This is a genomic window from Gordonia terrae, from assembly GCF_051789125.1.
GTDB lineage: Bacteria > Actinomycetota > Actinomycetes > Mycobacteriales > Mycobacteriaceae > Gordonia > Gordonia terrae_A.
Genome location: NZ_CP196526.1, coordinates 4,190,516 through 4,216,161, shown reverse-complemented (window position 1 = coordinate 4,216,161; position 25,646 = coordinate 4,190,516). Strand labels below are relative to the sequence as shown.

Genomic DNA, 25,646 nt, shown 5'->3' with positions numbered 1-25,646 from the left:
CGGACCGGACACCGGGCCTTCTCCCGATGACGTCCGTCCGATGAGCGGGCTCGCGAACCCGTCCTACCCGCGCCGGGTGTTCAACGCGCTCCCGCCGCAGCTCAAGCGTCGGTTTCGGCGGTTGCACGTCTCGCTGGTCCCGATCGTGCAGTGCGCACTGGCCGCCGGGGTGTCGTGGTGGATCGCGGTCGAGATCTTCATCCACCCCGACCCGTTCTTCGCACCCATCGCCGCGGTGATCTCGCTGGGCCTGTCCCTGGGTCAGCGGTGGCGCCGGGCGGCCGAACTCGTCGGCGGTGTCGCGATCGGCATCCTCGTCGGCGACCTGTTCATCAGCCTCGTCGGCGAAGGTGCCTGGCAGATCATGATCGTGGTCGCGCTGGCGATGACGGTCGCGGTGTTCCTCGACGACGGGCCGCTGATCCCGATGCAGGCCGCGTCGTCGGCCGCGCTGGTGGCCACCCTGTTGCCGCCGGGCGGTGTGGCCGGCTTCCACCGCGCCCTCGACGCCCTGATCGGAGGGCTCGTCGGCATCCTCGTGGGTGCGTTGTTGCCGGTCAACCCGGCCAGCCGGGCGCGCCGGGACGCCGCGGGCGTGCTCGCGACGATCCGCGATGCCGCACGCATGCTGTCGTCGGGGCTGCGCGACCACGACGAGGAGAGGGTCGCCGCCGCGCTGGAGTCCGGGCGCGGTACGCAGGCCGCGATCAACAAGATGCATTCGGACATGACCGGGGGTCGCGAGGTGACCCGGATCTCGCCGCTCTACTGGGGATCCCGAATGCGGCTGGATCGACTCTCGGCGACCGCCGACCCGATCGACAACGCGGTACGCAACTTCCGGATCATCGCGCGGCGTGCGCTGGCCATCTCGCAGCGGGGGGAGGAGGTCCAGCCCGCCCTCGTCGAGATCATCGACGACCTCGCCGGTGCCTTCGAGGTGCTGCGCGCCATGATGATGGCCGACCCGGGAGAAGAACCCGACCAGGCGGACGCGGCACGGGTCATCCGCAGCATCGTCCGCAAGGCGCGTGCCGACCTCGTCGTCCACAGCGATCTGTCCGAGGCGGCCCTGCTCGCCGAGATCCGATCCCTGCTCGTCGACCTGCTGATGATCGCCGGTCTGCGCCGGTCGTCGGCGCTCGCCACCCTGCGGAGCTGACCCACGGTTGCCACATATGCGAAGTCCTGCATATATTGACCGGCATCATGGGACACTCACATTCGCACTCCCACACCCCCGGCCCGACGGCCGGCGGGCAGCGACGCCTGTGGCCGATGGTGGTGGCGGTGGCCCTCATCGGCGGGTACTTCGTCGTCGAACTCGTCACCGGCATCCTGGTGAACTCGCTCGCGCTCATCGCCGATGCCGGCCACATGCTCACCGACGTCGTCGCCCTGGTCATGGGCTTGATCGCGCTCCTGCTGGGACGCCACGGCCGGATCACCGACACCCGCAGCTTCGGATGGCATCGTGCGGAGGTGTTCACCGCGGTCGCGAACGCGGTGCTGCTCATGGGGGTCGCGGTCTTCGTCCTCTACGAGGCGGTCGAACGCATCGGCAACGACCCTCAGGTCCCCGGTCTCACGCTCATCGTCGTGGCGCTGGTGGGGCTCGCGGTGAATGTCGGCGTGATGTTCCTCTTGCGGGCCGATGCCAAGGAATCGATCGCGGTGCGCGGTGCGTATCTGGAGGTCCTCGCCGACGCGGTCGGCAGTGTGGGGGTGCTCATCGCCGGCATCGTCGCCATGACGACCGGCTGGGGTTATGCCGACATCGTCGTCGCCGTACTCATCGCGCTGTGGGTGGTGCCGCGGGCGGTCCGGCTGGCCGTCGATGCATTGCGCATCCTCAACCAGCAGGCGCCGGCACATGTCGACGTGGAGGCGCTGCGCGCCGACCTCGCCGAGATACCCACCGTCGACGACGTCCATGACCTCCACGTGTGGACGCTGACGACAGGCATGGACGTGGCCACCGTGCACCTGGGGAGCGCCAAGCCCAACGCCGAGGTACTCCCCGCCGCGCAGGCGGTGCTCGCCCGGCACGGGCTCGACCACGCCACCGTTCAGGTCGATCCGGATGACGGGCAGCGACGTTGTCGTGACGAGTTGACGTGGTGACCGCGATCTCCTGAGCCTGAGGCCGCTCGTGCAAGCGTGCAGATCCAGCTCGGCAACCACATCTGGAGCCACCCCTCACCGACTGACATGTTTTCGCAGCGGAGATCCGCCACCGCAACCGTTTCGCCCCATTTCGCCCACGCTGATTCGTAGTCGCCGGTTCGCGGCAGGCCGCCGATACCGTGTCCCGGTCATGGCTACCTCCCTGGATGTCTCCTCCGAATCGGCCACGTCGATCGCGAACGAGACCGATCTCGAACGTCGCAAGCGTCTGCGCACGGTCGTCGCCGCGAGCCTGCTGGGCACCACCGTCGAGTGGTACGACTTCTTCCTCTACGCCACCGCGGCGAGCCTGGTGTTCAACCAGCTGTTCTTCCCCGACCAGAGTTCGTTCGTCGGCACCCTGCTGTCCTTCGCGACGTTCGCGGTGGGCTTCGTGGTACGTCCGATCGGCGGAATCGTGTTCGGGCACATCGGCGATCGCATCGGCCGCAAACGCACCCTGGCCATCACGATGGTCATGATGGGCGTCGCCACCGCCCTGATGGGTGTGCTGCCGACGGCGGCGTCGGTCGGTGTGCTCGCCCCGATCCTCCTGCTGCTCCTGCGCGTCGTGCAGGGTTTCGCACTGGGCGGGGAGTGGGCAGGTGCGGTCCTGCTGTCGGTCGAACACAGCCCGGAGGGCAAGCGCGGTCTCTTCGGGAGCATCCCGCAGATCGGGCTGGCGCTGGGCCTCGCACTCGGGACCGGCGTGTTCGCCCTGCTGCAGACGGTGCTCGACGAGGACGCCTTCCTCACCTACGGCTGGCGCATCGCCTTCCTGGTGAGCATCGTGCTCGTGGTCATCGGTTTCGTGGTGCGGCTCAAGGTCGACGAGACGCCCGCCTTCGCCGAGGTGGCCGAACTCGCGAAGAAGTCCACTGCGCCGCTGCGCGACGTCGTGCTCCCGCCGAACACCCGCAACACCGTCCTGGGGTTGCTCGCCCGGTGGGGTGAGGGCTCGGCGTTCAACACGTGGGGTGTCTTCGCGATCGCCTATGCGACATCCGAACTCGACATGGAGAAGGTGCCGGTCCTGGTGGCCGTGACCATCGCATCGCTCGTGATGGCCGCACTCCTGCCGTTCTCCGGGCTGCTCACCGATCGGTACGGCGCCAAACGCATCTACCTCATCGGGATCGCCGCGTACGGAATCGCCGTCTACCCGGTCTTCATCCTGTTCGGAACGTCGGATCTCCTGTGGTTCACCGCCGGGCTGGTGGTCGTGTTCGGCGTGATCCACGCGCTGTTCTACGGCGCGCAGGGCACCCTGTTCGCAAGCCTGTATCCGACGCCGGTCCGCTACACCGGACTGTCGGTGGTCTACCAGTTCTCCGGGATCTATGCCTCCGGGCTGACGCCGCTCATCCTGACCGCACTGATCGGCGCCGCGAGCGGTTCGCCGTGGCTCGCGGCCGGCTATCTCGTGCTCACCGCGGTCATCAGCGTCATCGCGACGACACTCATCCGCCGCGACGACCTCCACCTCACGACGGGTCCCCAGGCGCGTCCGGTCGCCTGACCTGCCGGAATCGGTAGCGGCAATGCGCGCCATATCCGCATTGCCGCTACGGATTTCAGGTCAGGGGCGGACGAGCAGCAGATCGGTGACGTGGCGGTAGAACGTCGACCGTTTCAGGACACGCGGATTCACCACGCCTTCGCGTTCGACGACGATGTTGGTCCCGCCGGTCTGGCAGGCGCGTCCGGGGAACCATTTGCCCGGCAACAGCATCCGCTCGACCTGGGCCCGGAGCCCCGGCGCGGTGAGGGTCGGTTCGATGAGGATCGAACGGACCTCACCGTCGAACAGGCGCTCGTCGTCGACGTAGGTCTCGCCGTGCAGCTTCGCGCCCTCGGCACCCAGGTGGCGGGCGCTGCCGACGATGACCGTCGCGGCGTCGTCGCGGATGAGCGGGACCGCGACCGCGGTGCCGTGCTCGGCCAGCTCCCGGGCCGCCGGTCCGTGCGGCAGTCGATAACGCCGGGTCGCCGGGGTCGCCTCGGCGGAGACGTACGCGACCTCGACATCGAGACGGTCGGTGACCATGAGCGCCGCCACGACCTGGGCCAGGTAGATGTCGTTCTCGTGTGCGACGGTCGGTGCGAATCGTTCGGCGACCCGTGGCTCGACGACGATCCGGGTGATGCCGGGGTCGGTCAGGACCTCGGTGACGGCGGCGCGGACGGCCTTCTTGTCGTCGGCGCGACCGGTTTGGGGAAGGAGGGCAAACGGCACGCGGATAGCGTATCCACCGCGCGGACACAGTAGTGTTGGTCAGGTTTGGTCCCAAGCGCGCCGCACAAAGGAGCACCTGTCATGGCCGCGATCGTGCTTATCGGAGCCCAGTGGGGCGACGAGGGCAAAGGCAAAGCGACTGACCTCCTCGGAGGCCGGATCAACTGGGTTGTCCGCTATCAGGGCGGCAACAACGCCGGGCACACCGTCGTACTCCCCAGTGGTGAGACCTTCGCACTGCACCTCATCCCGTCGGGCATCCTGACCCCGGGTGTGCAGAACGTGATCGGCAACGGCGTCGTCGTCGACCCGGGCGTGCTCCTCACCGAACTCGGCGGCCTCGAAGATCGTGACGTCGACACCTCGGGGCTGCTGATCTCCGCCGACGCCCACCTGCTGATGCCGTACCACGTCGCGATCGACAAGGTCACCGAGCGCTTTCTCGGCAACAAGAAGATCGGCACCACCGGCCGCGGGATCGGCCCCTGCTACCAGGACAAGATCGCACGCGTCGGCGTCCGGGTCGCCGACGTCCTCGACGAGAAGATCCTCACCCAGAAGGTCGAGGCGGCCCTCGAACTCAAGAACCAGATCCTGGTGAAGATCTACAACCGCAAGGCCCTCGACCCGGCGCAGGTCGTCGACGAGGTCCTCGGACAGGCCGAGGGATTCAAACACCGCATCTCCGACACCCGGCTCCTGCTGAACCAGGCCCTCGAGCGCGGCGAGACGGTGCTGCTCGAGGGATCGCAGGGCACCCTGCTCGACGTCGATCACGGCACCTACCCGTACGTGACGTCGTCGAACCCGACCGCAGGCGGCGCCGCGGTCGGCGCAGGCATCGGGCCCAACAAGATCACCACCGTCCTCGGCATCCTGAAGGCGTACACGACGCGTGTCGGCTCGGGACCGTTCCCCACCGAGCTCTTCGACGAGTGGGGCGCCTACCTGGCCAAGACCGGCGGCGAGGTGGGCGTCACCACCGGCCGCGCCCGTCGATGCGGCTGGTTCGATGCCGTCATCGCCCGGTATGCGACGCGGGTCAACGGCATCACCGACTACTTCCTCACCAAGCTCGACGTGCTCTCGAGCCTCGACACCGTCCCCATCTGCGTGGCCTACGAGGTCGACGGGGAGCGCGTCGAGGACATGCCGATGACGCAGACCGGCTTCCACCATGCGAAGCCGATCTACGAGGAGATGCCGGGCTGGTGGGAGGACATCTCCCAGTGCAAGACCTTCGAGGATCTGCCCCAGAACGCGCAGAACTACATCCTGCGGCTCGAGGAGCTCTCGGGCGCGCACATCTCCTGCGTCGGCGTCGGTCCGGGACGTGACCAGACGATCGTGCGTCGCGAGATCGTCTGAGGCTCATCCGGCGGACCCGACGCCGGCCTTGCGAAGCTCGTCCCGATTCCGTCGACACGGCGTGATTAGCTAGTGCCCATGCGTGCGAAGCGGGGGAGCCGCGACTACGGGTCGATCCTGCTCGGGTCTGTCGGCGAGAGCACGTTCAAGCAGCGAGTCCGCATCCAGACGTTGCTCACCGCGTCGATCGTGGTGGCCAACCTCTTCGGTGCGGTGGTGGCGGTCGCGCTCACCGCGGTCGGCATCCCACAGCCCACGGTGTTCAGCGCCGAATTGTGGTGGGTCAACTTCATCGTCGTGCCGGTCTACATCACGGTGGCCTTCGTGGTGGGTATCGGCTGGGGCACCTACGTGGGTGTGCGCGACCTGCGCTGGGCGATCCGCGACGTCCCGCCCACCAAGCGCGACGCCCGCCGCACGATGCGGTTGCCGTGGCGGTTGTCGCTCGTGCAGGGATTCCTGTGGGGCGTGGCGACCGTCATGCTCACGATCATGTACGGGATCGTCGATGCCCAGCTGATCCCGAAGACGTTCTTCGTGGTGGGCCTCAGCGGCGTCGTGGTGGTGGCCATCTCGTACCTCTTCATCGACTTCACCCTGCGTCCCGTTGCGGCCGAGCTGATCTCGGCCGGGCATCGGCGACGCAAGCGCACCGGTGTGCGGGCGCGGTCGGTGATGTCGTGGATCGTCGGTTCGGCGATCCCCATCATCGGCATCCTGCTGGTGCTGGCGTTCGGGCTCGCCCGCGACGAGACGTCCAAGCTGGACCTGTTCGTCGGAGCCACGGTGCTGGGTATCACCGCCTTGTTCACCGGGTTGCTGCTGACCCTGCTGTCGAGCATGAGCGTCACGGGTCCGATCCGCAGTGTGCGGGCCGGGATGAACCGCGTGAGTGACGGCGACCTCGAGAACGCCGACCTCGTCGTCTACGACGGCACCGAACTCGGTGACCTGCAGGTGGGGTTCAACTCGATGGTCGCCGGCCTCCGGGAGCGGGAGAAGATCCGGGATCTCTTCGGTCGGCACGTGGGTCATGAGGTCGCCGAGGCCGCGCTGTCGTCGAGTCCGGAACTCGGTGGCACCGAACGTCTCGCCGCCACCCTCTTCGTGGATGTGATCGGCTCGACGACGCTGGCCGCCACACGCAGTCCCACCGAGGTCGTGGAGATCCTCAACAAGTTCTTCGCGGTGATCGTGCGGGCGGTGGAGGAACGAGACGGGCTGGTCAACAAGTTCGAGGGCGACGCGGTGCTCGCGATCTTCGGTGCGCCCATCGACCTCGACGACGCTGCGGCCAACGCGCTCGCCGCCGCGCGGGCCATCGCCCGCGATCTCGCCGAGGAGGTCCCGGACCTGTCGGCGGGTATCGGGGTCAGCTACGGCTCGGTGGTGGCCGGAAACGTCGGTGCCATCGAGCGGTTCGAATACACCGTCATCGGCGATCCGGTCAACGAAAGCGCCCGACTGTCCGAGCTGGCGAAGCGTGACCCGCGGCGTCCACTCGCCTCAGGCCGCGCGGTGGACGCCGCCGGGCGATCCGAGGCCGACCGCTGGGAGGAGCAGGAGACCACCTCGCTGCGCGGCCGGACCGAGGAGACCATCGTGCACGCCGCGATCGTCGACCAGGACAAGACCGGAACCGGGGACAAGGCCAGTGCCGGGGGCCGAGACCTGGACCGATAGCGATCGGGATGGCGCGCCGGTCAGGCGATCGCGTCCTCGGAACTGATCAACCGCCCGTCCGGTCCGACGATGCTCAGGCCCAGCCCGTCGAACACCGAGTACCTGTAGCCGTTGTTGTGAGCCACGTAGTAGTAGCGGCCGCTGCCGTTCTCCTGCACATGGACCTCCGACACCGGGATGCAGATCGTGTTCCCTGAACTGCGGGCGACTCCGCGGTACTCGAGGGTGCCGTCGTCGCGCCACTGGCAGATCGTCGCCGCCGACCGTGCGGTCACGACGGACGTGACGGTGCGCTGGGCGGCATCGCAGGACGGTGCGCCGGGCGCCGCGGTGGCGGTGGAGGTTCCGACGGCGAGCGCCCCGGCGGCGAGGGCGAGGGAAGCGCCGGCCGTGGCCAGGCGGGTGAGTGTGGTTGTCATGGAAACCGAAGGTAGGGCAGCACTTCCGGGCGCGGAATGGGCAGAACTCCCCCGGTTCGTTCAGGTGGGGGACCCTTCGAGGCTCGTCGCTTGCGCTCCTCGCACCTCAGGGAGCGGAACGGCTCGTCGCTTGCGCTCCTCGCACCGGAGGCGGCAGTGTGCTCACGCCTCGCGGTCGCCCTGTCCCTCGGCGAAGTCGAGGCGCCGCAGGGCCGTTCGCAGCACCTCGTCGTCGATGCGGCCCGCGTCGCGTTCTTCGATGAACACCGCCCGCTGGATCTGCAGGATCTCGGTACGCAGGCGGGCGCCCGCCGAGGTCGGGCTCTCGCCGAGGTCCTCGGGGCCCCGGCCCAGTTCCTCCCACGCGACGTTGCGCTGCGTGGTGATCCACTTGCGCAGCATCACCACCTGGAGGCGGCGCGGATCGTCGTCGGTCAGCTCGGCGGCGTATTCCTCGAGCCGGCGCTCGGACTCGCGGGAGGCACGATCCTGGGCCGCCGCGTAGGCGAGGCGGTCCTGGGCGCGCTCGTCTCCGCTGACCCCGAGGTAGCGGATCACCCAGGGCAGCGTCGTCCCCTGGATCAGCAGCGTGCCGACCACGACGACGAAGGTGAGGAACAGGATCTCCGCGCGCGCCGGGAACGGTTCGTGCGCATCGGTGTACACCGGGATCGCGAAGGCGGCGGCCAGTGACACCACGCCGCGCATCCCGGCCCACGAGACCACGAAGACCGACGCCGGAGTGGGCCTCGGCTCGCGGTCCCGGATGCGCCGCGAGAGGACGCGAGGCAGGTAGGTCGCAGGGAAGACCCAGACGATCCGGACCAGGATGGTGGCGGCCAGGACCGCGACGGCGTCGATGCCCACCTGCACCCACGACTCGTTCTCGACGCCGTCGATGAGCATGGGCAACTGCAGGCCGATGAGCAGGAAGACGAACGACTCGAGGATCGTGTCGATGGATTTGCGCACCGCATCGTCCTGGAGCCGCGTGGCATAACCCAGCCGGACCGAGCGGTGCCCGAGGAACAGTCCGGCCGCGACGACGGCGATGACGCCCGAGCCGTGGAACTGCTCGGCCGCGTAATAGGTGGCGAAGGGCACGAGGATGCCGATGGCCGTCTCCATCGGAGGATCGGTGAGCCAGATCCGCACCCACGAGACCACGACGCCGACGAGGAGCCCGACGACCAGCCCGCCGAGTGCGGCGACCGCGAACGTCAAGACCCCCTCACCCACGGAGGCGGTGGCGCCGACCGCCGCGGCCAGCGCGATGCGGAACGCGGTCAGCGCGGTGGCGTCGTTGAGCAGGCTCTCCCCGCCGAGCAGCGTCATCATCCGTCGGGGCAGGCCCAGTCGTCGGCCGATCGCCTGCGCGGACACCGCGTCCGGTGGCGCGACGACGGCGCCGAGCACCAGCGCCGCGGCCAGCGGGAGGTTGGGGACGACCAGGTAGGCCACGTATCCGACCACGAACGTGGTGACCAGCGGCAGCCCGACGGCGAGAAACCCGATCGCCCGCCAGTTCGCGCGGAACGCCTGATACGAACTCTCCTGGGCCGCCGAGTACAGCAGCGGCGGCAGGATGAGGAACAGGACGAGTTCCGGCTCGAGGGCGACCGAGGGCAGTTCGGGAATCCAACCGATGGCCAGCCCCACCGTGACCAGCACCAGCGGCGACGACAGCCCGTACCGACGACACAGTGCGGCGATCAGCACAGCCATGACTGCGATCAGCAGTAGCGATGCGCCCATTGCAGCGACTTTAATCGCGACGGCTCGGTGGATAATGACGAGCATGAAGATCTTTCGCCGGACGTCGTCTGCCGGTCGGGTGGAGCCCGGCCCCGCTTCGGGAGCCGACCCCGGGCCGGACGCCTCGTCCGCCGGGGCGCGATGCACCGAACTCGGCGCCTTCGACATCTCCCCGGCCGACGACCCGGTGTCCGCCTCGGGAGACGAGAGCAGTTGCGAGGACTGCGTGGCGATCGGCGAGGCGCACTGGGCACACCTCCGAAAGTGTCTGACGTGCGGGCACATCGGATGCTGCGACTCGAGTCCGCGTCGCCATGCAACCGCTCATTTCCACGACGTTGCCCACCCCGTCATGCGATCGGCCGAGCCCGGCGAGGTCTGGCGATGGTGTTACGTGCACTCGGTGATGGGATGAACCCGCGCCGCACACGGGTGTGGTGTTCGCCGCGCCCGACCGTGTCGGGATGTGTGCTGACGGCAAGTAGGATTTGAGGATGACGTCGAACAGCGAGAGCGCGATCAGCGCAGACCAGCCGGCGCCGACGACCGGGCCGCCGGACGTCATCGGCACGCCCCTGAGCCCCACCGCCACCAAGGTGATGGTCCTGGGTGCGGGTGAACTGGGCAAAGAGGTCATCATCGCGTTCCAGCGGCTCGGTGTCGAGGTGATCGCCGTCGACCGATACCCGAACGCCCCCGGTCATCAGGTCGCCCACGCCGCCGAGGTCATCGACATGACCGACGCCGATGCCCTGCGCGCCGTCATCGACAAGCACCGTCCCGCGTACGTGGTCCCCGAGATCGAGGCGATCGCGACCCAGGCGCTCGTCGAGGTCGCCGAACGCGGTATCGCCGAGGTCATCCCGACCGCGAGCGCGGTGGTCGCCACGATGAACCGGGAGGGCATCCGCCGCCTGGCCGACGAGGAACTCGGTCTGCCGACCTCCCCGTACCTGTTCGCCGACTCACTCGAGGAGATGACGGTCGCGGCGCGGCAGATCGGTTTTCCCTGCGTGGTGAAGCCGGTGATGTCGTCGTCGGGCAAGGGACAGACGGTCTTACGTGGACCCGAGGACGCTGCCGCCGCCTGGGAGACCGCCAGCACGGCCGGGCGCGTGCAGGGCACCCGCGTGATCGTCGAGGGTTTCGTCGAATTCGACTACGAGATCACGCTTCTCACGGTTCGCGCGATCGATCCCCGGACCGGCAGACTGACGTCGCACTTCTGTGCACCGATCGGGCACCGGCAGATCAACGGCGACTACGTCGAGAGCTGGCAGCCGCATGAGATGAGCACGGACGCGCACGCATCGGCGACCTCTATCGCCGCGCGGATCGCCACCGCCCTCGGTGACGGAAAGCTCGCCGGGCGTGGGGTTTTCGGCGTCGAACTGTTCGTCAAGGGTGACGACGTGTACTTCTCCGAGGTGAGTCCCCGCCCGCACGACACCGGTCTGGTGACCATGGCCACGCAGCGCCTGTCGGAGTTCGAGATGCATGCGCGGGCGATCCTGGGGCTCCCGGTGGACGTCACGCTCGCATCGCCCGGAGCGTCGGCGGTCATCTACGGCCAGCTCGACGAGCCGGCCATCGGGTTCGAGAACGTCGCCGCCGCGCTGACCGTGCCCGAAACCGACATCCGCCTGTTCGGCAAGCCCGAGAGTCACCACCGCAGACGCATGGGTGTGGTCACCGCGACCGCCGACGACGTGCCCGCTGCCCGCGAACGCGCCGTTCGTGCCGCGTCGATGGTGACGCCGGTGCCAGGTCGCCCTGCCGTGCGCAAGGCCACGACGCTGCCGCCGCCGGCTCCTCGCCGTCCCGGCCCCCCGCCGGGTCCGGCGGTCCCGCCACCGGGTGTGCCGGCGCCGGGTGTGCCGACTCCGCCGGGTCCGCCGCCCGGGCGGGGTGGACCTCCGCCCGGACCGCGGCCGGGACCCCGCCCCGTGGGCGGCCCTCGTCCGGTCCCGCCGGGCGCAACGCCTCCTCGTCCGGCAGGCCCGACGGGTCCGGCTCGACGCCCGGCACCGGCGCCCGCGCCGGCTCGCGGCGAGTGACGGGCCGACGCTAGGTGCCGATCTGGGGTGAGCTGCTGGTCGCAGCCGTGGTGATGATCGGGCTGGTGGGCATCGTCGTGCCGATCCTGCCGGGAACACTGCTCATCGTCGGCGCTCTGTTCGTCTGGGCGCTCCTCGTCGGGGGCTGGGCGTGGTCGGTCTTCGCCTTGGCGATGCTCGTGATCGCCGCCGGTGAGGTGATCAAGTACCTGGTCGCCGGGCGCTCGCTGCGTTCGGACGCCATCCCGAACCGGACCATCATGGTCGGCGGTCTCGTCGGCATCGTGGGGTTCTTCGTCGTACCCGTCGTGGGCCTGCTGGTCGGGTTCATCGTCGGCGCGCTGATCGCGGAGCTGATCCGCACCCGCAGCACCGACCGTGCCTGGCGCGGCGCCCTGGCGGCACTGAAGGCGGCGGCCAAGACGATCGGCATCGAGTTGCTGTTCGCGCTGATCGCGACCGGTATCTGGATCGGCGGGGCCTTCACCTGGTAGGCCATCCATCGCCGAAACCGCGGTGAACTGCCACTTTTCTCCCTTGTGACCACAGTCACCGATCTTTGTGTACAGTCGTGCACCGAAGGGTGATACTGGTGAGTAACCACAGCTGATTCAGCAACTCCAGCCGACCACCAACTTCATTCCGACACAGCCAGGGGAGGAGTGCGTGTGAACCTACTGAAATGGAGCAAGCGGCCCGCCGCGGGCGTCGAAGCCCGCAAGCCGGAGGTCAACATCATCCGGGGTCTGGTGGCGCGGGCCACCACGCCGCTGTTGCCCGACGACTATCTGCATCTGATCAATCCGCTGTGGAGCGCCCGTGAACTTCGCGGCAAGGTGGTCGACGTCTCGAAGGAGACCGACGACACCGCGACCGTCACCATCCGGACCGGTTGGGGCTTTCCCGACTCCTACAAGCCCGGCCAGTACGTGGGGATAGGTCTGCAGATCGAGGGCAAGTGGCACTGGCGGTCGTATTCGCTGACGTCCATCGGTGCCGCTGAGAACAAGACCATCGCCATCACGGTGAAGGCCAACCCGGACGGGTTCCTCTCGTCGCACCTGGTCGACGGGGTGAGCCCGGGCACGATCATCCGACTGCAGTCGCCCAAGGGCGACTTCCATCTCCCCGAGCCGGTCCCCGGCAAGATCCTGTTCGTCACCGCAGGCAGCGGGATCACACCTGTGATGGCGATGCTGCGGCAGCTGAGTTCGCACGGTCAGACACCCGACATCGTGCACATCCACTCCGCGCCGACCCGCGACGACGTGATCTTCCTCGACGAGATGGAGAAGCTCGCCGACGAGGCGGACGGATACGATCTCAACCTCCAGCTGACGCGCGAGATGGGCAAGTTCGACGCCTCACGGCTGGACGAGTGGGCCCCGGACTGGCGCGAGCGCGAATGCTGGGCCTGCGGACCGGTGGCGCTGCTCGACGCGATGGAGACGCACTACGAGGACGGCGGTCTGCGTGAACGCCTGCACGTCGAGCGGTTCGCCATCGCCCGCACCGACCACGGCGGCGAAGGTGGCACCGTCAAGTTCGCCATCTCGGACAAAGAGGCCGAGATCGACGGCGCCACAACACTCCTCGAAGCGGGAGAGAACCTGGGAATCCAGATGGCGTTCGGTTGCCGGATGGGCATCTGCCAGACCTGTGTCGTGCCGCTCGCCGGGGGATACGTGCGTGACCTGCGCACCGGCGAGGAACGTCGCGAAGGAGAACGAATCCAGACATGCATCAGCGCTGTGTCTGGTGAATGCACCCTCGATCTGTAGGAGGCTTCATGGCCATCACCGACATCGATCAGTACGCACATCTCACCGAAAGTGACGTCGAGACCCTCGGCGCCGAACTCGATGCCATCCGCCGTGACATCGAGGAGTCGCGGGGAGAGTCCGATGCGAAATACATCCGGCGGGCCATCACCATCCAGCGCAGCCTCGCGGCCGGTGGTCGTCTCGCCCTCATGTTCAGCAACAAGAAGTCGGCCTGGGTGGCCGGTACCGCGATGCTCTCGTTGGCCAAGATCATCGAGAACATGGAGCTCGGACACAACGTGATGCACGGGCAGTGGGACTGGATGAACGATCCCGAGGTCCACTCGTCGTCCTGGGAATGGGACACCACATGTCCGAGCGTGCAGTGGAAGCACTCGCACAACTTCGTCCACCACAAATACACCAACGTGGTGGGGATGGACGACGACGTGGGCTACGGGATCCTGCGCGTCACCCGCGATCAGCCGTGGGAGTGGTGGAACATCGGCAACCCGATCTACAACTTCACCCTCGGCACGTTCTTCGAGATCGGCGTGGCGCTGCACCACCTCGAGACCGAGAAGCTGCGCAACAAGGAGAAGACCTACCGGCAGGCCGCGAAGGACCTGAGGGTGATCGGCACGAAGGTCGGTAAGCAGGCCGCCAAGGACTATCTGATCTTCCCGGCCCTCGCGGGACCCAACTGGAAGACGACCCTCACCGCGAACTTCACGTCGAACATCGTGCGCAACTACTGGGCGTACATGGTCATCTTCTGCGGGCATTTCCCCGACGGCGCCGAGAAGTTCACGGTCGAGGAGTTCGAGAACGAGGATCAGCCGCGCTGGTACCTGCGGCAGATGCTGGGCTCGGCGAACTTCAAGGCGGGGCCGCTGATGCGGTTCATGAGCGGCAACCTCAGTCACCAGATCGAGCACCACCTGTTCCCCGACCTGCCCAGCAGCCGGTACGAGGAGATCGGGGTGCGGGTGCGCGAGCTCTGCGACAAGTACGACCTGCCCTATACGACGGGTTCGCTCCTGGGCCAGTACGCACAGTCCTTCCGGACGATCGCGAAACTGGCGCTGCCCAATTCGTTGCTGAAGGCCACGTCGGATGACGCGCCCGAGACGGCATCGGAGTTGCGGTTCGCGATCCGCGAGGGGCTGGGCGAGCACTTCGGTGTCGACCCGGCGACCGGGAAGCGTCGCGGCCTGCGAACGGCGTTGCGGGAGTTGAAGAACTCGCCGGTCCGCTCGGCGTACGTGGGCAGGGCCTGAGCGGCGTTCGGCAAGATGTGTTGCGCCACCGCAGATGTCGCGGATCGTAGTGGTCCACGCCACGATCCGCGACATCTGCGAAAGCACCTCCGGGGTGAGGCGTCCGTGTCAGAATGACGCCCGTGCGCATCGGGATGACGATGCCTGTGATGGAGCCGGATCTCGACGCCGACACACTCCACTCATGGGCCACCACCATCGACAACGGCCCGTTCAGTTCGCTCTGCTGGGGTGAGCGGATCGCATTCGACAACCCCGAGTGCCTCACCTTTCTCGGCGCCGCCGCCGCGTGGACGCAGCGGGTCCAGCTGGTCATGACCGTCGTGGTGCCGCAGCTGCACGATCCGGTGATGCTCGCCAAGTCCCTGGCCACCGGCGACATGCTCTCCGAAGGCCGGCTGACGGTTGCGTTGGGAGTCGGCGGACGTCACGAGGACTACCGCGCCGTCGGGGCGGACCCGTCGACGCAGACGATGCGTCAGCTGGCCGACCGCGCCGCGACGATGCAACGCGTGTGGGCAGGGGAGAAGCTGACCGAGTCGGTGCTCCCCGTCGGGCCACCGCCGCACCGCAAAGGCGGGCCGCAACTCCACGTCGGCACCACCGGGCCGAAGACCATCCGCAGCGCCGTCGGCTGGGCCGACGGGATCGCCGGCGTGACACTCGATCTCGACACCCGCAAGCAGGACGAACTGTTCGACGTGGCGCGCTCGGCGTGGGCCGAGGCAGGCCGCGCCGCGCCGCACCTCGCGACGTCGTTCTGGTTCGCGATCGGCGACGGCGACGCCCCGCGTGCCCAGGTCACCCGCCACCTGCACCACTACATGAACTGGATTCCGACCGACTTCGTCGACGCGATCGCACCCACCACCGGGTGGTCGGGTACCGAGGCCGAGCTCGCCGAGGTGCTGCGACGCTTCGCCGACATCGGCACCGACGAGGTGCAGCTCATCCCGACGAGTTCGGATCCCGATCAGTTGCGGCGTGCCGCCGATGTGGCGACGGCTTTCGCCTGACGGGCCGCCCGACACGGCCTAGGGTGTGCGACGTGGCCTCTCTCCGCCGGATGCTCGGCATCGGCAGACTCCCCGACGACCTGCGCGATGCGGTGGTCGCCGAACACGCTCACCACATCGTCGAATTCGTGCCGGTGACACTGCGTTTCAGCGGACGCGTGCCGGGGCGGTCGGCCCGTGGGAGTGCCCGGCCGTTCACCGGTGCCCTCGCCCTGACGCCCACGCGCGTCCTGGGGACCCTGTCGAGTGTGCCCGGTAAGGCCGGACGCGCGATCGATCATGAGTGGGCCGCCCCGGCCGGAACGATGGTTCGCGCGGCCTTCGGAGCCGACGGGCTGGTCGTGGAGATCCCGGCGCTCGACCGCGTGCATTCCGACTTCACCGGGACCCTGAGCCTGACCTATGCGACCGAGCTGTCGCCGGCTGTGCTGGGTCGGCTACCGGCCCGGGAGGTGTGGTTCGACGTCCCCGCGCGCTACGTCACGTCGATGGTCGGCGGTCGTCGCGCCGGCTGACACATCGAGGAGCAGCTCGGTCAGTCGCCGTCCGACGGCGATCGGGGCGGTGGACCGCTCCATCTTCGAGCCCGCGAGCGCGCCGTCGTAGACGACCTGGATCTCGCGCGCCACGGATTCCGGGTCCGCGGCATCGAGCTGCCGCAGGTTGTCGGTCAGAGTGGTCAGCACCCACTCACGATGGGCTGTGACCGGCGGCAGCTGTGCGCCCGGGAACTCGGTTGCGGCATTGGCGTACTGGCAGCCGCGGTAGTTGCGGGCCGGCGCGCCGGCGATGGCGAGGTCGAAGAAGGCGAGAATGCGCTCGCGGGGTCCGCCGAGGGTCGCGGTGCCGTCCACCCATCGATTGCGATCAGCGTGATCCAAATGGTCGAGGTAGGCGATGACCAGTCCGTCCTTGGAGCCGTAGGCACTGTAGAGGCTGGCCTTCGCGACCCCCGAGGTGCGCAGGATCAGGTCGATCCCGACCGACCTGATCCCTTGTGCGGCAAAGAGTTCGGTCGCCGTGGCGAGCAGCCGCTGGGCCGGGGTCGCGGCGTCGGCCGCGTTCGACTCGACTGCGGCGTTCTCGTGGACGTTGGTCACAGGAACGAGGGTAAACCACCGGACCGTATAGACAGACCAGTCTGTCTATGTCAGGGTCGAGGGCGTGATCCACAGGTTCCTCACCCGCCGCGTGCACGTCGATCTTCTTCGTGTCGCCGGTGCCGCCTGTTGACCGTCACCACGCACGGCTCCTGATTCCCGAAACACCGCAGCGATGCTGCTCTCTCGTCGTGTCCCGACCTCGAAACCGGCCACTCCGGCGAGCGACATCGATACCGCATCGGGGATCCTCTCCACACGAAAGGCTGATCATGGCGCTCTTCCTCTACGAACTCGAACCTGCCGACAGCGATGCGGGCAGCGTCGAGCAGTTGATCAAGGGACTCGACGCCCACCTGCGCACGGCAGGCGGTGAACTCATCGAGACCCAGGTGACCGAGGGCGCCGGCCGCCTGTTCGTCATCGCCGAGTTCGACGGATGCCGGGCCGCCTCGATCGGCGACGTCGAGGAGTTCAGTGGTCTCGTGGCCGCCGGGCCCGACGAGGTCCGACTCGTCGGCGCCGATCTCGCCGAATTGAAGAAGGCACGTCCGACCGCGGGCTACCTCGTCGAGTGGGACATCCCGGAGGCCATCGACATGGACACCTACCTTGCACGGAAGAAGGCCAATTCGCCGAAGTACGCCGACGTCCCCGAGGTCAGCTTCCTGCGGACCTATGTCCGTGAGGACACCGACAAGTGCCTGTGCTTCTACGACGCGCCGGACGAGGCCGCCGTCCGCCACGCCCGCGACGTCGTCTCGACCCCGGTCGACCGTCTGCACCGACTCCAGGGCTGACGCCATGGGACCGACCCTCACCGCCGGACAGTCCGACGTGACCGGCGTCGACACCGTCGGCAGCGTCGTGTCGGCAGTGGCCGCCCGGGCGCGCGATCTCGATGCGGGCCGAACCGACACCCGGGTGGACATCGCCGCGGCCGGTCGCGCCGGCCTTCTCGACAGGGGCGTCGGAGCGCGCGACGGTGACGCCGCCGCCTCGGTGACCCCCATGGTCGAGGTCATCGAGCGCGTGTCGTCGGCGAGCCTGTCGGTCGGCTTCTCCCTGTGGGCTCAGCGGATGGTGATCGAGTACGTCGCCAGGGCACCGGAAGGGCTTCGGCAGGAGCATCTTCGGTCACTCGTCTCCGGGGATCGGATCGGTGTCACCGCCATGGCGGCCGGTCTCAAGCAGGTCGCCGGGTTGGGCGAGGTGCCCATCACGGGCCGCCTCGGTTCTGGCGGGCTGGTGATCAACGGTCCGATCCGGTGGGCGTCGAACGTCTACGACGAATCGCTCATCGTCCTGCCGGTGCGCACCGAGGACACCACTCTCGTGGTCGTCGTCGACGCGGATGCTCCCGGAGTGGAGATCCGAACTGCGCCAGAGTTGATCGGCCTCGGATCGACGGCATCGACCTCCCTCGCTCTCCACGATGTGGTGGTCGGTGAGAACAATGTGATCTCCGACGATCTGACCTCGTTCGTGCGTCGCATCCGGCCGGTGTTCCTGCTGCTGCAGTGTTCGTTCTGCAGCGGTGCCATCGGCTCGGCGCTCGACGGCGCCGCCGGTTCGCTGACCGGTGTCAACGAGGTGTTCCGCACTGAATTCGACGACCTGAGTGCCGATTTCGCCGGCATCAGGGAGCGTTTGGGGAACTATGCGGACGATCCGTCGGCGCCGTCACCGGCCGAGCTCATCCGCCTGCGCCTCGACGCGGCACAGACCGCAGCGGCGTCGTCCCGCCTCGAGGCCACCGTTCGCGGCGGTGCCGGATACGCCACCGGGAGCGACACCAACCGCCGCTTCCGGGAGACCGCCTTCATCCCCATCCAATCACCTTCGGAAGGACAACTTCGGTGGGAACTCGCGCAGTTCGAATAACGGGCGGCGGCAAGTCGTTCCGCGGTCACACCGTCCTCTCGGACATCGACTTCGCGGTGGACGAAGGCGAGTTCGTGGCGATTCTGGGACGCAGCGGGAGCGGGAAGACCACGTTGCTCCGGGTCCTGGCCGGGCTCGAGACCCTCACCGCCGGAACCCTCGACTGGCTCGACGACACCGACGCCGAACGACCGCACACCGGCGTCGTGTTCCAGCGACCGTTGCTGATGCCGTGGTTGACCGTCGGTGAGAACATCGGGTTCGGTCGGCGCTTCGCCGCGCACCGCGCCTCCTTCGACAGCGCCTATGCGCAGCGCCTGCTCGACCGGTTCGGGCTCGACGGTCTGGCAGACCGCTATCCCGACCAGCTGTCCGGCGGTCAGGCACAACGGGTGGCCATCATCCGCGCGGCCGCGATTCGGCCGCGACTGCTTCTGCTCGACGAGCCGTTCAGCGCGCTCGATCCCGCTGTCCGCGGGGAACTACAGACCTGGTTGGCCGAGCTCGCCGCCGAATTGGCCATCACGGTCGTCCTTGTGACACACGACGTCGACGAGGCGATCAGACTCGCCGACCGCGTCGTCCTGCTGTCCGAGACCGGCCGGATCGGCGCGCAATGGTCGCTCACCCCCGACGCCACCGGCTCCGCCGTCGACCGGTCCGATCCGGTGCGCCGCTCCGAGATCCTCGCGAACTTCGGCCGGCACGTGGGGCAGAAGGTATGAACACGTCCATCTCGCGTCGGGCACTCCTGACCGGGCTCGGCGGTCTCACGGTCGCGGGCGGCGTCGGAGGCGTCATCGGGCTGGGCCGTGCCGCGACGGCGGACCCGCCGGGCGTCTCCGATGCGCTCCGCGTCGGCTACCTGCCGATCACCGACGCATCGCCGTTGCTCATCGCGCACTCGGCGAAGCTCTACGATCCGGCGGCCGTCAGTTCGACCAAACCGGTGCTCTTCCGTAGCTGGTCCTCGCTGGCCGAGGCCTTCGTGACGCGCAAGGTCGATGTCGTTCATCTGCTGATGCCGATGGCCGTCGCGCTGCGGTATTCGATGAACAGCCCCGTGCAGGTCCTGGGGTGGAACCACACCAACGGATCGGCGCTGACCGTAGCGCCCGACATCGTCGAACTCGGGCAGCTCGCGGGGTCTCAGATAGCGATCCCGGCCTGGTGGTCGATCCACAACATCATTCTGCAGAGGCTGCTGCGGCAGCACGATCTGCGTCCGGTGATCCGATCCGGTGCCTCCCGCGGCGACCGGACCGTCGAACTCGTCGTCATGAGCCCGTCGGATATGGTCCCGGCTCTCGCCAACGGATCGATCGGCGGTTACGTCGTCGCCGACCCGTTCAACGCCATGGCACAGGTGCGGGGGATCGGTCGTATCCACACGTTCCTGGGCGACGTCTGGCGTCAGCACGCATGCTGTGCGCTGCTGGTCCATCAGTCCGCCATCGACGAACGCCCCGCAGCGGTCCAGTCACTCGCCGACTCCGTCGTGGCTGCGCAACATCATCTCGACCTCGATCGTCGACGGGCCGCCTCCGAGTTGTCCGGAGGCTATCTGCCGCAACCGAAACCGGCCATCGCCAAAGCGCTGACCTACGATCCGGCCGACTTCACCGTCGCCAACCCCGGCTGGCAACCGCAGCGGCTCGGCTTCGAGCCGTTCCCGTTCCCGAGCTTCACCGAGCGGCTCGTCACCGAGATGGACAACACGATCGTCGACGGCGATCGTCGATTCCTCGACCGGATCGACCCGACCACCGTGCACGCCGACCTCGTCGACGACCGTTTCATCCGCACCGCCATCGGATCACGCGGTGGTGCAGTCGCTCTCGGCCTGCCCGCCGACCTCACCAGAACTGAGCAGGTGACCTCATGACGTTGCTGACCAAGGCCGACGAATCCGTCACGCCCCGTCGACGATCGGGGTCGACACTCGTGCCCCCGGCGATCGCGATCGCCACGCTCATCGCGCTCTGGTGGCTGAGCACCACCGTCATCCCCTCCGCGGATTCGCTTGCGCGACAGTTCGCGCCACAGCAGGTGTTGCCGGCGATGGTGCAACTGCTCGACCGCGGCGTGCTGCTGCCCGACATCGGCCTGAGCCTGTGGCGTCTGCTGATCGGGCTCCTGATCGCGATCGTGCTGGGCTTCCCACTGGGGCTCCTGATAGGTCTGAGCATCACCGCCGACCGGGCGGCCAATCCCATCGTCGCCTTCCTGCGGATGATCTCACCGCTGTCGTGGGCCCCGATCGCGGTGATGGTCTTCGGGATCGGCAACGAGCCGGTCATCTTCCTCATCGCGATCGCCGCGATCTGGCCCATCGTCATCAACACCGCAGCCGGTGTGAAGGCGATCGACAGTGGCTACCTCGAGGTCGCGAGATCGTTCCACGCCACCCGGATCGAGGTCTTGACGACGGTGGTGGTTCCGGCGATCCGCGGGCACGTCCAGACCGGGATCCGGGTTGCCCTCGGTATCGCCTGGGTGGTGCTCGTGCCCGCCGAGATGCTGGGTGTGCGTTCGGGTCTCGGTTACCAGATCCTCAACGCGCGCGACCAGCTCGCCTACGACCAGGTGGCCGCCCTGATCGTGGTCATCGGCATCCTCGGTTTCCTGCTCGATGCAGGCGCACGGCTGCTGCTCACCCGCCGGCGCTGAGCCGCAGGCTCCATACCGACGCTGAGCCGCAGGCTCATACCGTCTGGGGCTCCTCGACGGACCGGCCGGGACGCAGCATCACCAGGGCGAGGACCGCGGCAGCGGCGGTGAGGACCCCGGAGAACACCAGGCACAGGTGCATCCCGTCGAGAAACGCGGTGCCGACGGCACGCATCACGGCGGGTGTGTCCGCACCGAGGTCGAGGCCGGACACCGCACCGAGCCCCTCGCCGTCGACCGCGCCGACCACGCGGTCGCGAACCGCATCGCCCACACCGGCATCGGCGAGTGCGTCCGGCAGAGAATTCACCGCACCCGCGGTGAGCAATGCGCCGAGCAGCGCCGGGCCCAGCGCGCCGCCGACCTGGCGGAAGGCGTTGTTGCCCGCGGCGGCCATGCCGGCGAGGTGGTAAGGCACCGCGGACACGGCGGTCGCCGTCATCGGTGCCATCACCAGGCCCATGCCCAGGCCGAGGATCACCAGGCGCCAGCACAGGGCGACGAACGAGGTGTCGGCATCGACGGTCAGCAGGGCGAACAGGGCGAGAGACACCATGATCAAGCCCCCGCCGATCAGATGGCGCGCCGGAATGCGATGCATCATCTTGCCCGCGAGAGCGCCCACCAGCATCGACGCGCCGTTCATCAGGGCCAGGCGCCATCCCGCTTCCATGGTGCCGAGTTGCTGGACCATGCCGAGATACATGCTCAGCACCAAGATGAAGCCGATGAGGGCGAGGAAGGTGATCATGGCGACGAGAGTGGTGGCGGTGAAGGCGCGGCTGCCGAACAACCGGAGATCGAGCATCGGGCTGTCCGATCGCTTTTCGACGACGACGAATGTGAACCCGGCGATCACGGCGACCAGCAGTGCGACGATGACGCGAGCGTCGACGAGTCCATAGACCCCAGCCTCGATGACGCCGAACACCAAGGCGGTCACCGCGATCGCGGCCGAGATCTGCCCGGGCCAGTCGAGTCGGCGCGCATGCGGCGCACGGGATTCCGGCAGAGCGATGAAGGCGATGACGATGGCGATCACGGCAACCGGTATGGGCAACAAGTAGATCCAGCGCCACCCGATGGCCTCGGCGACCGGTCCGGCGACCAAGGGGCCCACCGTCAGCGACAACGTGAGCGACGACGCCCAGAGGCCGATGAACTTGCCGCGTTCGCGGAAGTCGGGGACGGCGTGACTGATGAGGGCGAGCGTCGTCGGCAACAGTGCCGCGGCCCCGGTACCGGCCAGTGCCTGCCCGAGCCAGACCATCGCGATCGACTGCGCGGTCAAGGCCACCAGTGCGCCCAGCGCGGTCAGGCAGAGGCCGACGAGGTAGACCTTGCGTCGGCCGTGGACGTCACCGAAGACCCCCGCGGTGAGGATGAACGCCGCCATCGGCAGCACGAATGCGTCCTGCACCCAGGACAACTGGGCGGTCGTGGCACCGAACGCCGTGCCGATCGCGGGCAGCCCCACCGCCACGCTCGTGATCGGCAGGTAGGCGACGAACACGCCGAGGCAGGCCATCACGAGGGTGGCCGTGCGGCGTTCGGGGGTGGGCGTGTGGCGGGTCGACGCGAGTGGAGCGGAGATGGTGGAAGTGGAGACAGCGGGAGTGGACGCGGTCACGCGTTCTCGCTTTCGGGAGTACGGAAGATGTCGCCGAACGGCGCAGACCTCCATTCTCCGGGGGTGGTACGCGAAATTCCCCGTCGATCGGTCTCGGCCGCTCTGAACCTCCGCCATGAGCCGCGAAGGCGTTACACTTCTGCCACGATGGACGAGATCGACGGCACGATCCTGCGTGCACTCCAGGTGTCCCCGCGCGCGTCGTTCCGGCAGCTCGGCGAGGTGGCGGGGGTGTCGGAGCAGACTGCGGCACGTCGGTATCAGGCGCTGCGTCGAGCCGGGGTGATGAAGGTGGTCGGCATCATCAAGCCGTCCGTGCGCGGGCAGTCGGAATGGGTCGCGCGCGTGCGGTGCCGACCGGACCGGCTGGAACCCCTGGCCAGGTCGCTGGCACGCCGCCGCGACGTCGCCTTCGCCTATGTCGTCTCCGGTGGCGCCGAGATCGTGTGCGTGCTGCGTGCGCCGCTCGGGGTCGTGGGAGAGGAGGCCGTCGCGCAGGTGTTCCCGACACGAGCGTCGATCATCGACGTCCGCATCGATCTCGTGTTGCACGCCTTCGATCTCGGGCAGCCCGCGTCGCGGTGGACGGGTTTCGGGGGCCACCTGTCGCCTGCCTCCCGAGCCCTTCTCGCCGGCGGGCTCGACACTCCCGATCCGATGCCCGTCGGCGACGACCCCATCCCCGGCGACGAGCCGTCGACGGACGACCGGGCGGGCGGTGCGCGCCTGAGCGCCGAGGATTCCGTGCTCATCGATGCGCTCACCCAGGACGGACGGCTGCCCCACCGGGAGCTGGCCCGCATGTGCGGTTGGACGGTGGGCCGGGTTCGGCGACGACTGCGCACCCTCGAGCGCGGCGGCGCTCTGCACTACGACGTCGAGATCCTGCCCGAGCGACTCGGCTTCGGCCTCAGTGCCACGCTGTGGCTGACCGTCCTGCCCGCGGCGCTCGACCGTGCGGGCGCCGAGCTGGTCGCGCACGACGAGGTCGCGTTCGCGGCCGCCATCAGCGGGGAGCAGAACCTGATGGTCGCCGTCACCTGCCGGGACACCGCCGCGTTCTACGACTACCTCCGCACGAGACTCGCCGCGATCGAGGGTGTCACCGGATATTCGGTGAGCATCCGCATGCGCCGCCTCAAGCAGAACGCCTCGCTGGTGATGCAGGGTCGCCTGATCCAACCGGTGTGATCGCGTCGGGCACCCGGAGCCCGCACGCACGGTAGCGTCCACATGTGATGTCGCCACAGACCACGGATCGGGGCATGGTCCGGTTGTGCCTGCTGGCCGTCGTCGCGGGCCTCGCGACAGGATTGATCGGTGGCGCGTTCCGTTGGTGCCTCGAACACCTCGAACGATGGCGCCACGACATGCTCGAATGGTCGGCCGGTCTCGGTGTGCCCGGATGGTTCGTCCCGATCGCGGTCACCGCGGCCGGCGCCACCGTCGGGGCGCTGGCCGTCCGACTGGTGCCGACGGCAGCGGGTAGCGGCATCCAGCACGTCGAAGCAGTCGAACGCGGTGAGGCGAACGCGGCTCCGCTGCGGCTGATCCCGGCGAAGTTCGCCGGTGCCCTGGCCGCCATCGGCTCGGGACTCGTCCTCGGTCGTGAGGGTCCCACCGTGCACATGGGCGCAGTCGTCGGCGCCGAAACGGCTCGCCGCGGTGGCCTCGACGACCCCGGCGTCCGGGTCATGCAGACATCGATGAGCGGTGCGGGCCTGGCGGTGGCCTTCACCGCTCCCATCGGCGGTGCCCTGTTCGCGCTCGAGGAGGTAGGTCGCTCGTTCCGCCTGCGCCTGGTGGTGCCCACGGTGTTCGCCGTCGTGGCGGCGGTGGCGGCCGGTCGGCTGATACTCGGTGACCTCCCCGAGTTCGTCGTACCGTCGATCACCGTTCCGTCGGTGACATTGCTGCCCGTGTTCGTCGTCTTCGGACTGCTGTCGGGGCTGATCGGGATCGCCTATAGCCGAACGGTTCTCGGAACCCTCGGCTGGGTGGGAGGGTTCACCCGTGTGCCGCCCATGGCCAGGGCCGCCGTGATCGGTGCCGTTATCGGGGCGCTGCTCGCCGTCGACGCCCGGACCGCGGGCGGTGGCGACGATCTCACGCAGGCCGTTGTCGACGACGGTGTCGTGCTGCCCGCACTCGTCGCGCTGTTCCTGGTGCGGTTCGTCGCGGGTCCGCTGTCGTATGCCGCAGGCACGCCGGGTGGACTGTTCGCGCCGCTGCTCGCGCTCGGCGCGCTCTGGGGTGCGACTTTCGCCGAGTTGGCGGATGTCGTGGTGCCGCTCTCCGGTGCCGGCGACGCGGGATTGCGTGGCGCGATGGTCCTGGCCGGTATGGCCGCCCTGTTCGGTGCGGTCGTCCGGGCACCGCTCACCGGGATGGTCGTCGTCATGGAGATGACCGCGACCACCACCGTCGCCCTCCCCATGCTGGCCGCGACCGCCGCGGCCGTACTCGTCGCCCACATGTCCGGATCGCCGCCGGTCTACGACTCACTCCGCGAGCGAATGCTCGCGAATTCGTCTCGGCGGGAGGATGATCCGGGATCGGATTCTGCTTCCTGAGGTGCGTGCGAAGCGAGCCACGAAGGGCTTCGCAACGTGTCTCACC

Annotated in this window: 25 protein-coding genes; 20 read left to right on the top strand and 5 right to left on the bottom strand. The window is 68.3% G+C overall.

The features are described 5' to 3' along the window. Window positions 1-40 precede the first annotated feature (40 nt). From ACSUZC_RS19070 to ACSUZC_RS19060, 3 genes are all read left to right on the top strand, one after another. Window positions 41-1,162 (top strand): FUSC family protein, encoded by a 1,122-nt coding sequence (locus ACSUZC_RS19070; RefSeq protein WP_439030027.1) that lies wholly within the window; start codon window positions 41-43, stop codon window positions 1,160-1,162. A gap of 47 nt (window positions 1,163-1,209) precedes the next feature. Next, window positions 1,210-2,124 (top strand): cation diffusion facilitator family transporter, encoded by a 915-nt coding sequence (locus ACSUZC_RS19065; protein WP_439030026.1) that lies wholly within the window; start codon window positions 1,210-1,212, stop codon window positions 2,122-2,124. Window positions 2,125-2,317: 193 nt separating this feature from the next. Further along, a complete protein-coding gene (locus tag ACSUZC_RS19060; RefSeq protein WP_439030025.1) occupies window positions 2,318-3,685 on the top strand; it encodes an MFS transporter in 1,368 nt (455 codons plus the stop codon). 60 nt (window positions 3,686-3,745) lie between these two features. Here the strand turns inward: ACSUZC_RS19060 and ACSUZC_RS19055 are convergent, their stop codons facing one another. Next, a complete protein-coding gene (locus ACSUZC_RS19055; RefSeq protein ID WP_439030024.1) occupies window positions 3,746-4,402 on the bottom strand; it encodes a hypothetical protein in 657 nt (218 codons plus the stop codon). 81 nt (window positions 4,403-4,483) lie between these two features. On the opposite strand from ACSUZC_RS19055, the gene ACSUZC_RS19050 reads away from it, so the two are divergent. Together ACSUZC_RS19050 and ACSUZC_RS19045 are read left to right on the top strand one after the other, a co-directional pair. Continuing rightward, window positions 4,484-5,770, top strand: a complete 1,287-nt coding sequence (locus ACSUZC_RS19050) for an adenylosuccinate synthase (protein WP_439030023.1) — start codon at window positions 4,484-4,486, stop codon at window positions 5,768-5,770. Window positions 5,771-5,848: 78 nt separating this feature from the next. After that, window positions 5,849-7,453 (top strand): adenylate/guanylate cyclase domain-containing protein, encoded by a 1,605-nt coding sequence (locus ACSUZC_RS19045; RefSeq protein WP_439030022.1) that lies wholly within the window; start codon window positions 5,849-5,851, stop codon window positions 7,451-7,453. Window positions 7,454-7,473: 20 nt separating this feature from the next. Here the strand turns inward: ACSUZC_RS19045 and ACSUZC_RS19040 are convergent, their stop codons facing one another. Then, entirely contained in the window at window positions 7,474-7,872 is a 399-nt protein-coding gene (locus ACSUZC_RS19040) for a hypothetical protein (RefSeq protein WP_439030021.1), read from the bottom strand. Between the two features lie 162 nt (window positions 7,873-8,034). After that, window positions 8,035-9,627, bottom strand: coding sequence for a Na+/H+ antiporter (locus tag ACSUZC_RS19035; RefSeq protein WP_439030020.1), 1,593 nt, complete (start codon window positions 9,625-9,627; stop codon window positions 8,035-8,037). 43 nt (window positions 9,628-9,670) lie between these two features. On the opposite strand from ACSUZC_RS19035, the gene ACSUZC_RS19030 reads away from it, so the two are divergent. From ACSUZC_RS19030 to ACSUZC_RS19000, 7 genes are all read left to right on the top strand, one after another. After that, window positions 9,671-10,042 carry a UBP-type zinc finger domain-containing protein gene (locus ACSUZC_RS19030; protein ID WP_439030019.1) on the top strand — a complete coding sequence of 124 codons (372 nt, stop codon included), beginning with the start codon at window positions 9,671-9,673 and terminating at the stop codon, window positions 10,040-10,042. 79 nt (window positions 10,043-10,121) lie between these two features. Continuing rightward, on the top strand, window positions 10,122-11,684 hold the full coding sequence (gene purT / locus ACSUZC_RS19025) for a formate-dependent phosphoribosylglycinamide formyltransferase (RefSeq protein WP_439030018.1): 1,563 nt from the start codon (window positions 10,122-10,124) through the stop codon (window positions 11,682-11,684). A gap of 14 nt (window positions 11,685-11,698) precedes the next feature. Further along, window positions 11,699-12,178: a DUF456 domain-containing protein gene (locus ACSUZC_RS19020; RefSeq protein ID WP_439030017.1), complete on the top strand. Its 480-nt coding sequence runs from the start codon at window positions 11,699-11,701 to the stop codon at window positions 12,176-12,178. A gap of 174 nt (window positions 12,179-12,352) precedes the next feature. Continuing rightward, entirely contained in the window at window positions 12,353-13,465 is a 1,113-nt protein-coding gene (locus ACSUZC_RS19015) for a ferredoxin reductase (protein WP_439030016.1), read from the top strand. Between the two features lie 8 nt (window positions 13,466-13,473). Continuing rightward, window positions 13,474-14,727 carry a fatty acid desaturase family protein gene (locus tag ACSUZC_RS19010; RefSeq protein ID WP_439030015.1) on the top strand — a complete coding sequence of 418 codons (1,254 nt, stop codon included), beginning with the start codon at window positions 13,474-13,476 and terminating at the stop codon, window positions 14,725-14,727. 113 nt (window positions 14,728-14,840) lie between these two features. Beyond that, window positions 14,841-15,743, top strand: a complete 903-nt coding sequence (locus ACSUZC_RS19005) for an LLM class flavin-dependent oxidoreductase (protein WP_439030014.1) — start codon at window positions 14,841-14,843, stop codon at window positions 15,741-15,743. A 32-nt stretch (window positions 15,744-15,775) separates the two neighbouring features. Continuing rightward, window positions 15,776-16,258 (top strand): hypothetical protein, encoded by a 483-nt coding sequence (locus tag ACSUZC_RS19000; RefSeq protein WP_439030013.1) that lies wholly within the window; start codon window positions 15,776-15,778, stop codon window positions 16,256-16,258. Here ACSUZC_RS19000 and ACSUZC_RS18995 read toward each other — a convergent pair. Continuing rightward, the gene (locus ACSUZC_RS18995) at window positions 16,181-16,843 is read right to left on the bottom strand and encodes a TetR/AcrR family transcriptional regulator (RefSeq protein ID WP_439030012.1); all 663 of its coding nucleotides are present in this window, start codon (window positions 16,841-16,843) and stop codon (window positions 16,181-16,183) included. The two genes, ACSUZC_RS19000 and ACSUZC_RS18995, sit on opposite strands and share 78 nt — an antisense overlap. A 64-nt stretch (window positions 16,844-16,907) precedes the next feature. On the opposite strand from ACSUZC_RS18995, the gene ACSUZC_RS18990 reads away from it, so the two are divergent. The 6 genes from ACSUZC_RS18990 to ACSUZC_RS18965 all read left to right on the top strand — a co-directional run bounded on the left by ACSUZC_RS18990 (window position 16,908) and on the right by ACSUZC_RS18965 (window position 21,397). Then, window positions 16,908-16,976, top strand: a complete 69-nt coding sequence (locus ACSUZC_RS18990) for a putative leader peptide (RefSeq protein ID WP_374237909.1) — start codon at window positions 16,908-16,910, stop codon at window positions 16,974-16,976. 139 nt (window positions 16,977-17,115) lie between these two features. Beyond that, window positions 17,116-17,643 carry a DUF4242 domain-containing protein gene (locus ACSUZC_RS18985; protein ID WP_439030011.1) on the top strand — a complete coding sequence of 176 codons (528 nt, stop codon included), beginning with the start codon at window positions 17,116-17,118 and terminating at the stop codon, window positions 17,641-17,643. Between the two features lie 4 nt (window positions 17,644-17,647). Continuing rightward, window positions 17,648-18,727, top strand: coding sequence for an acyl-CoA dehydrogenase family protein (locus tag ACSUZC_RS18980; RefSeq protein ID WP_439030010.1), 1,080 nt, complete (start codon window positions 17,648-17,650; stop codon window positions 18,725-18,727). Next, window positions 18,703-19,452, top strand: a complete 750-nt coding sequence (locus ACSUZC_RS18975; protein ID WP_439030009.1) for an ABC transporter ATP-binding protein — start codon at window positions 18,703-18,705, stop codon at window positions 19,450-19,452. The genes ACSUZC_RS18980 and ACSUZC_RS18975 overlap by 25 nt, the downstream gene beginning before the upstream one ends. Further along, the gene (locus tag ACSUZC_RS18970) at window positions 19,449-20,612 is read left to right on the top strand and encodes an ABC transporter substrate-binding protein (protein WP_439030008.1); all 1,164 of its coding nucleotides are present in this window, start codon (window positions 19,449-19,451) and stop codon (window positions 20,610-20,612) included. The genes ACSUZC_RS18975 and ACSUZC_RS18970 overlap by 4 nt, the downstream gene beginning before the upstream one ends. Continuing rightward, on the top strand, window positions 20,609-21,397 hold the full coding sequence (locus tag ACSUZC_RS18965) for an ABC transporter permease (RefSeq protein WP_439030007.1): 789 nt from the start codon (window positions 20,609-20,611) through the stop codon (window positions 21,395-21,397). The genes ACSUZC_RS18970 and ACSUZC_RS18965 overlap by 4 nt, the downstream gene beginning before the upstream one ends. Window positions 21,398-21,431: 34 nt before the next feature. On the opposite strand, the gene ACSUZC_RS18960 is transcribed toward ACSUZC_RS18965, so the two are convergent. Beyond that, on the bottom strand, window positions 21,432-23,027 hold the full coding sequence (locus tag ACSUZC_RS18960; RefSeq protein WP_439030006.1) for an MFS transporter: 1,596 nt from the start codon (window positions 23,025-23,027) through the stop codon (window positions 21,432-21,434). Between the two features lie 147 nt (window positions 23,028-23,174). Between ACSUZC_RS18960 and ACSUZC_RS18955 the strand changes: the two genes are divergently transcribed. Continuing rightward, complete coding sequence (locus ACSUZC_RS18955; protein WP_439030005.1) at window positions 23,175-24,218, top strand: Lrp/AsnC family transcriptional regulator; 1,044 nt, start codon at window positions 23,175-23,177, stop codon at window positions 24,216-24,218. Window positions 24,219-24,265: 47 nt separating this feature from the next. Beyond that, window positions 24,266-25,600: a ClC family H(+)/Cl(-) exchange transporter gene (locus ACSUZC_RS18950; protein ID WP_439030004.1), complete on the top strand. Its 1,335-nt coding sequence runs from the start codon at window positions 24,266-24,268 to the stop codon at window positions 25,598-25,600. Window positions 25,601-25,646: the final 46 nt, after the last annotated feature.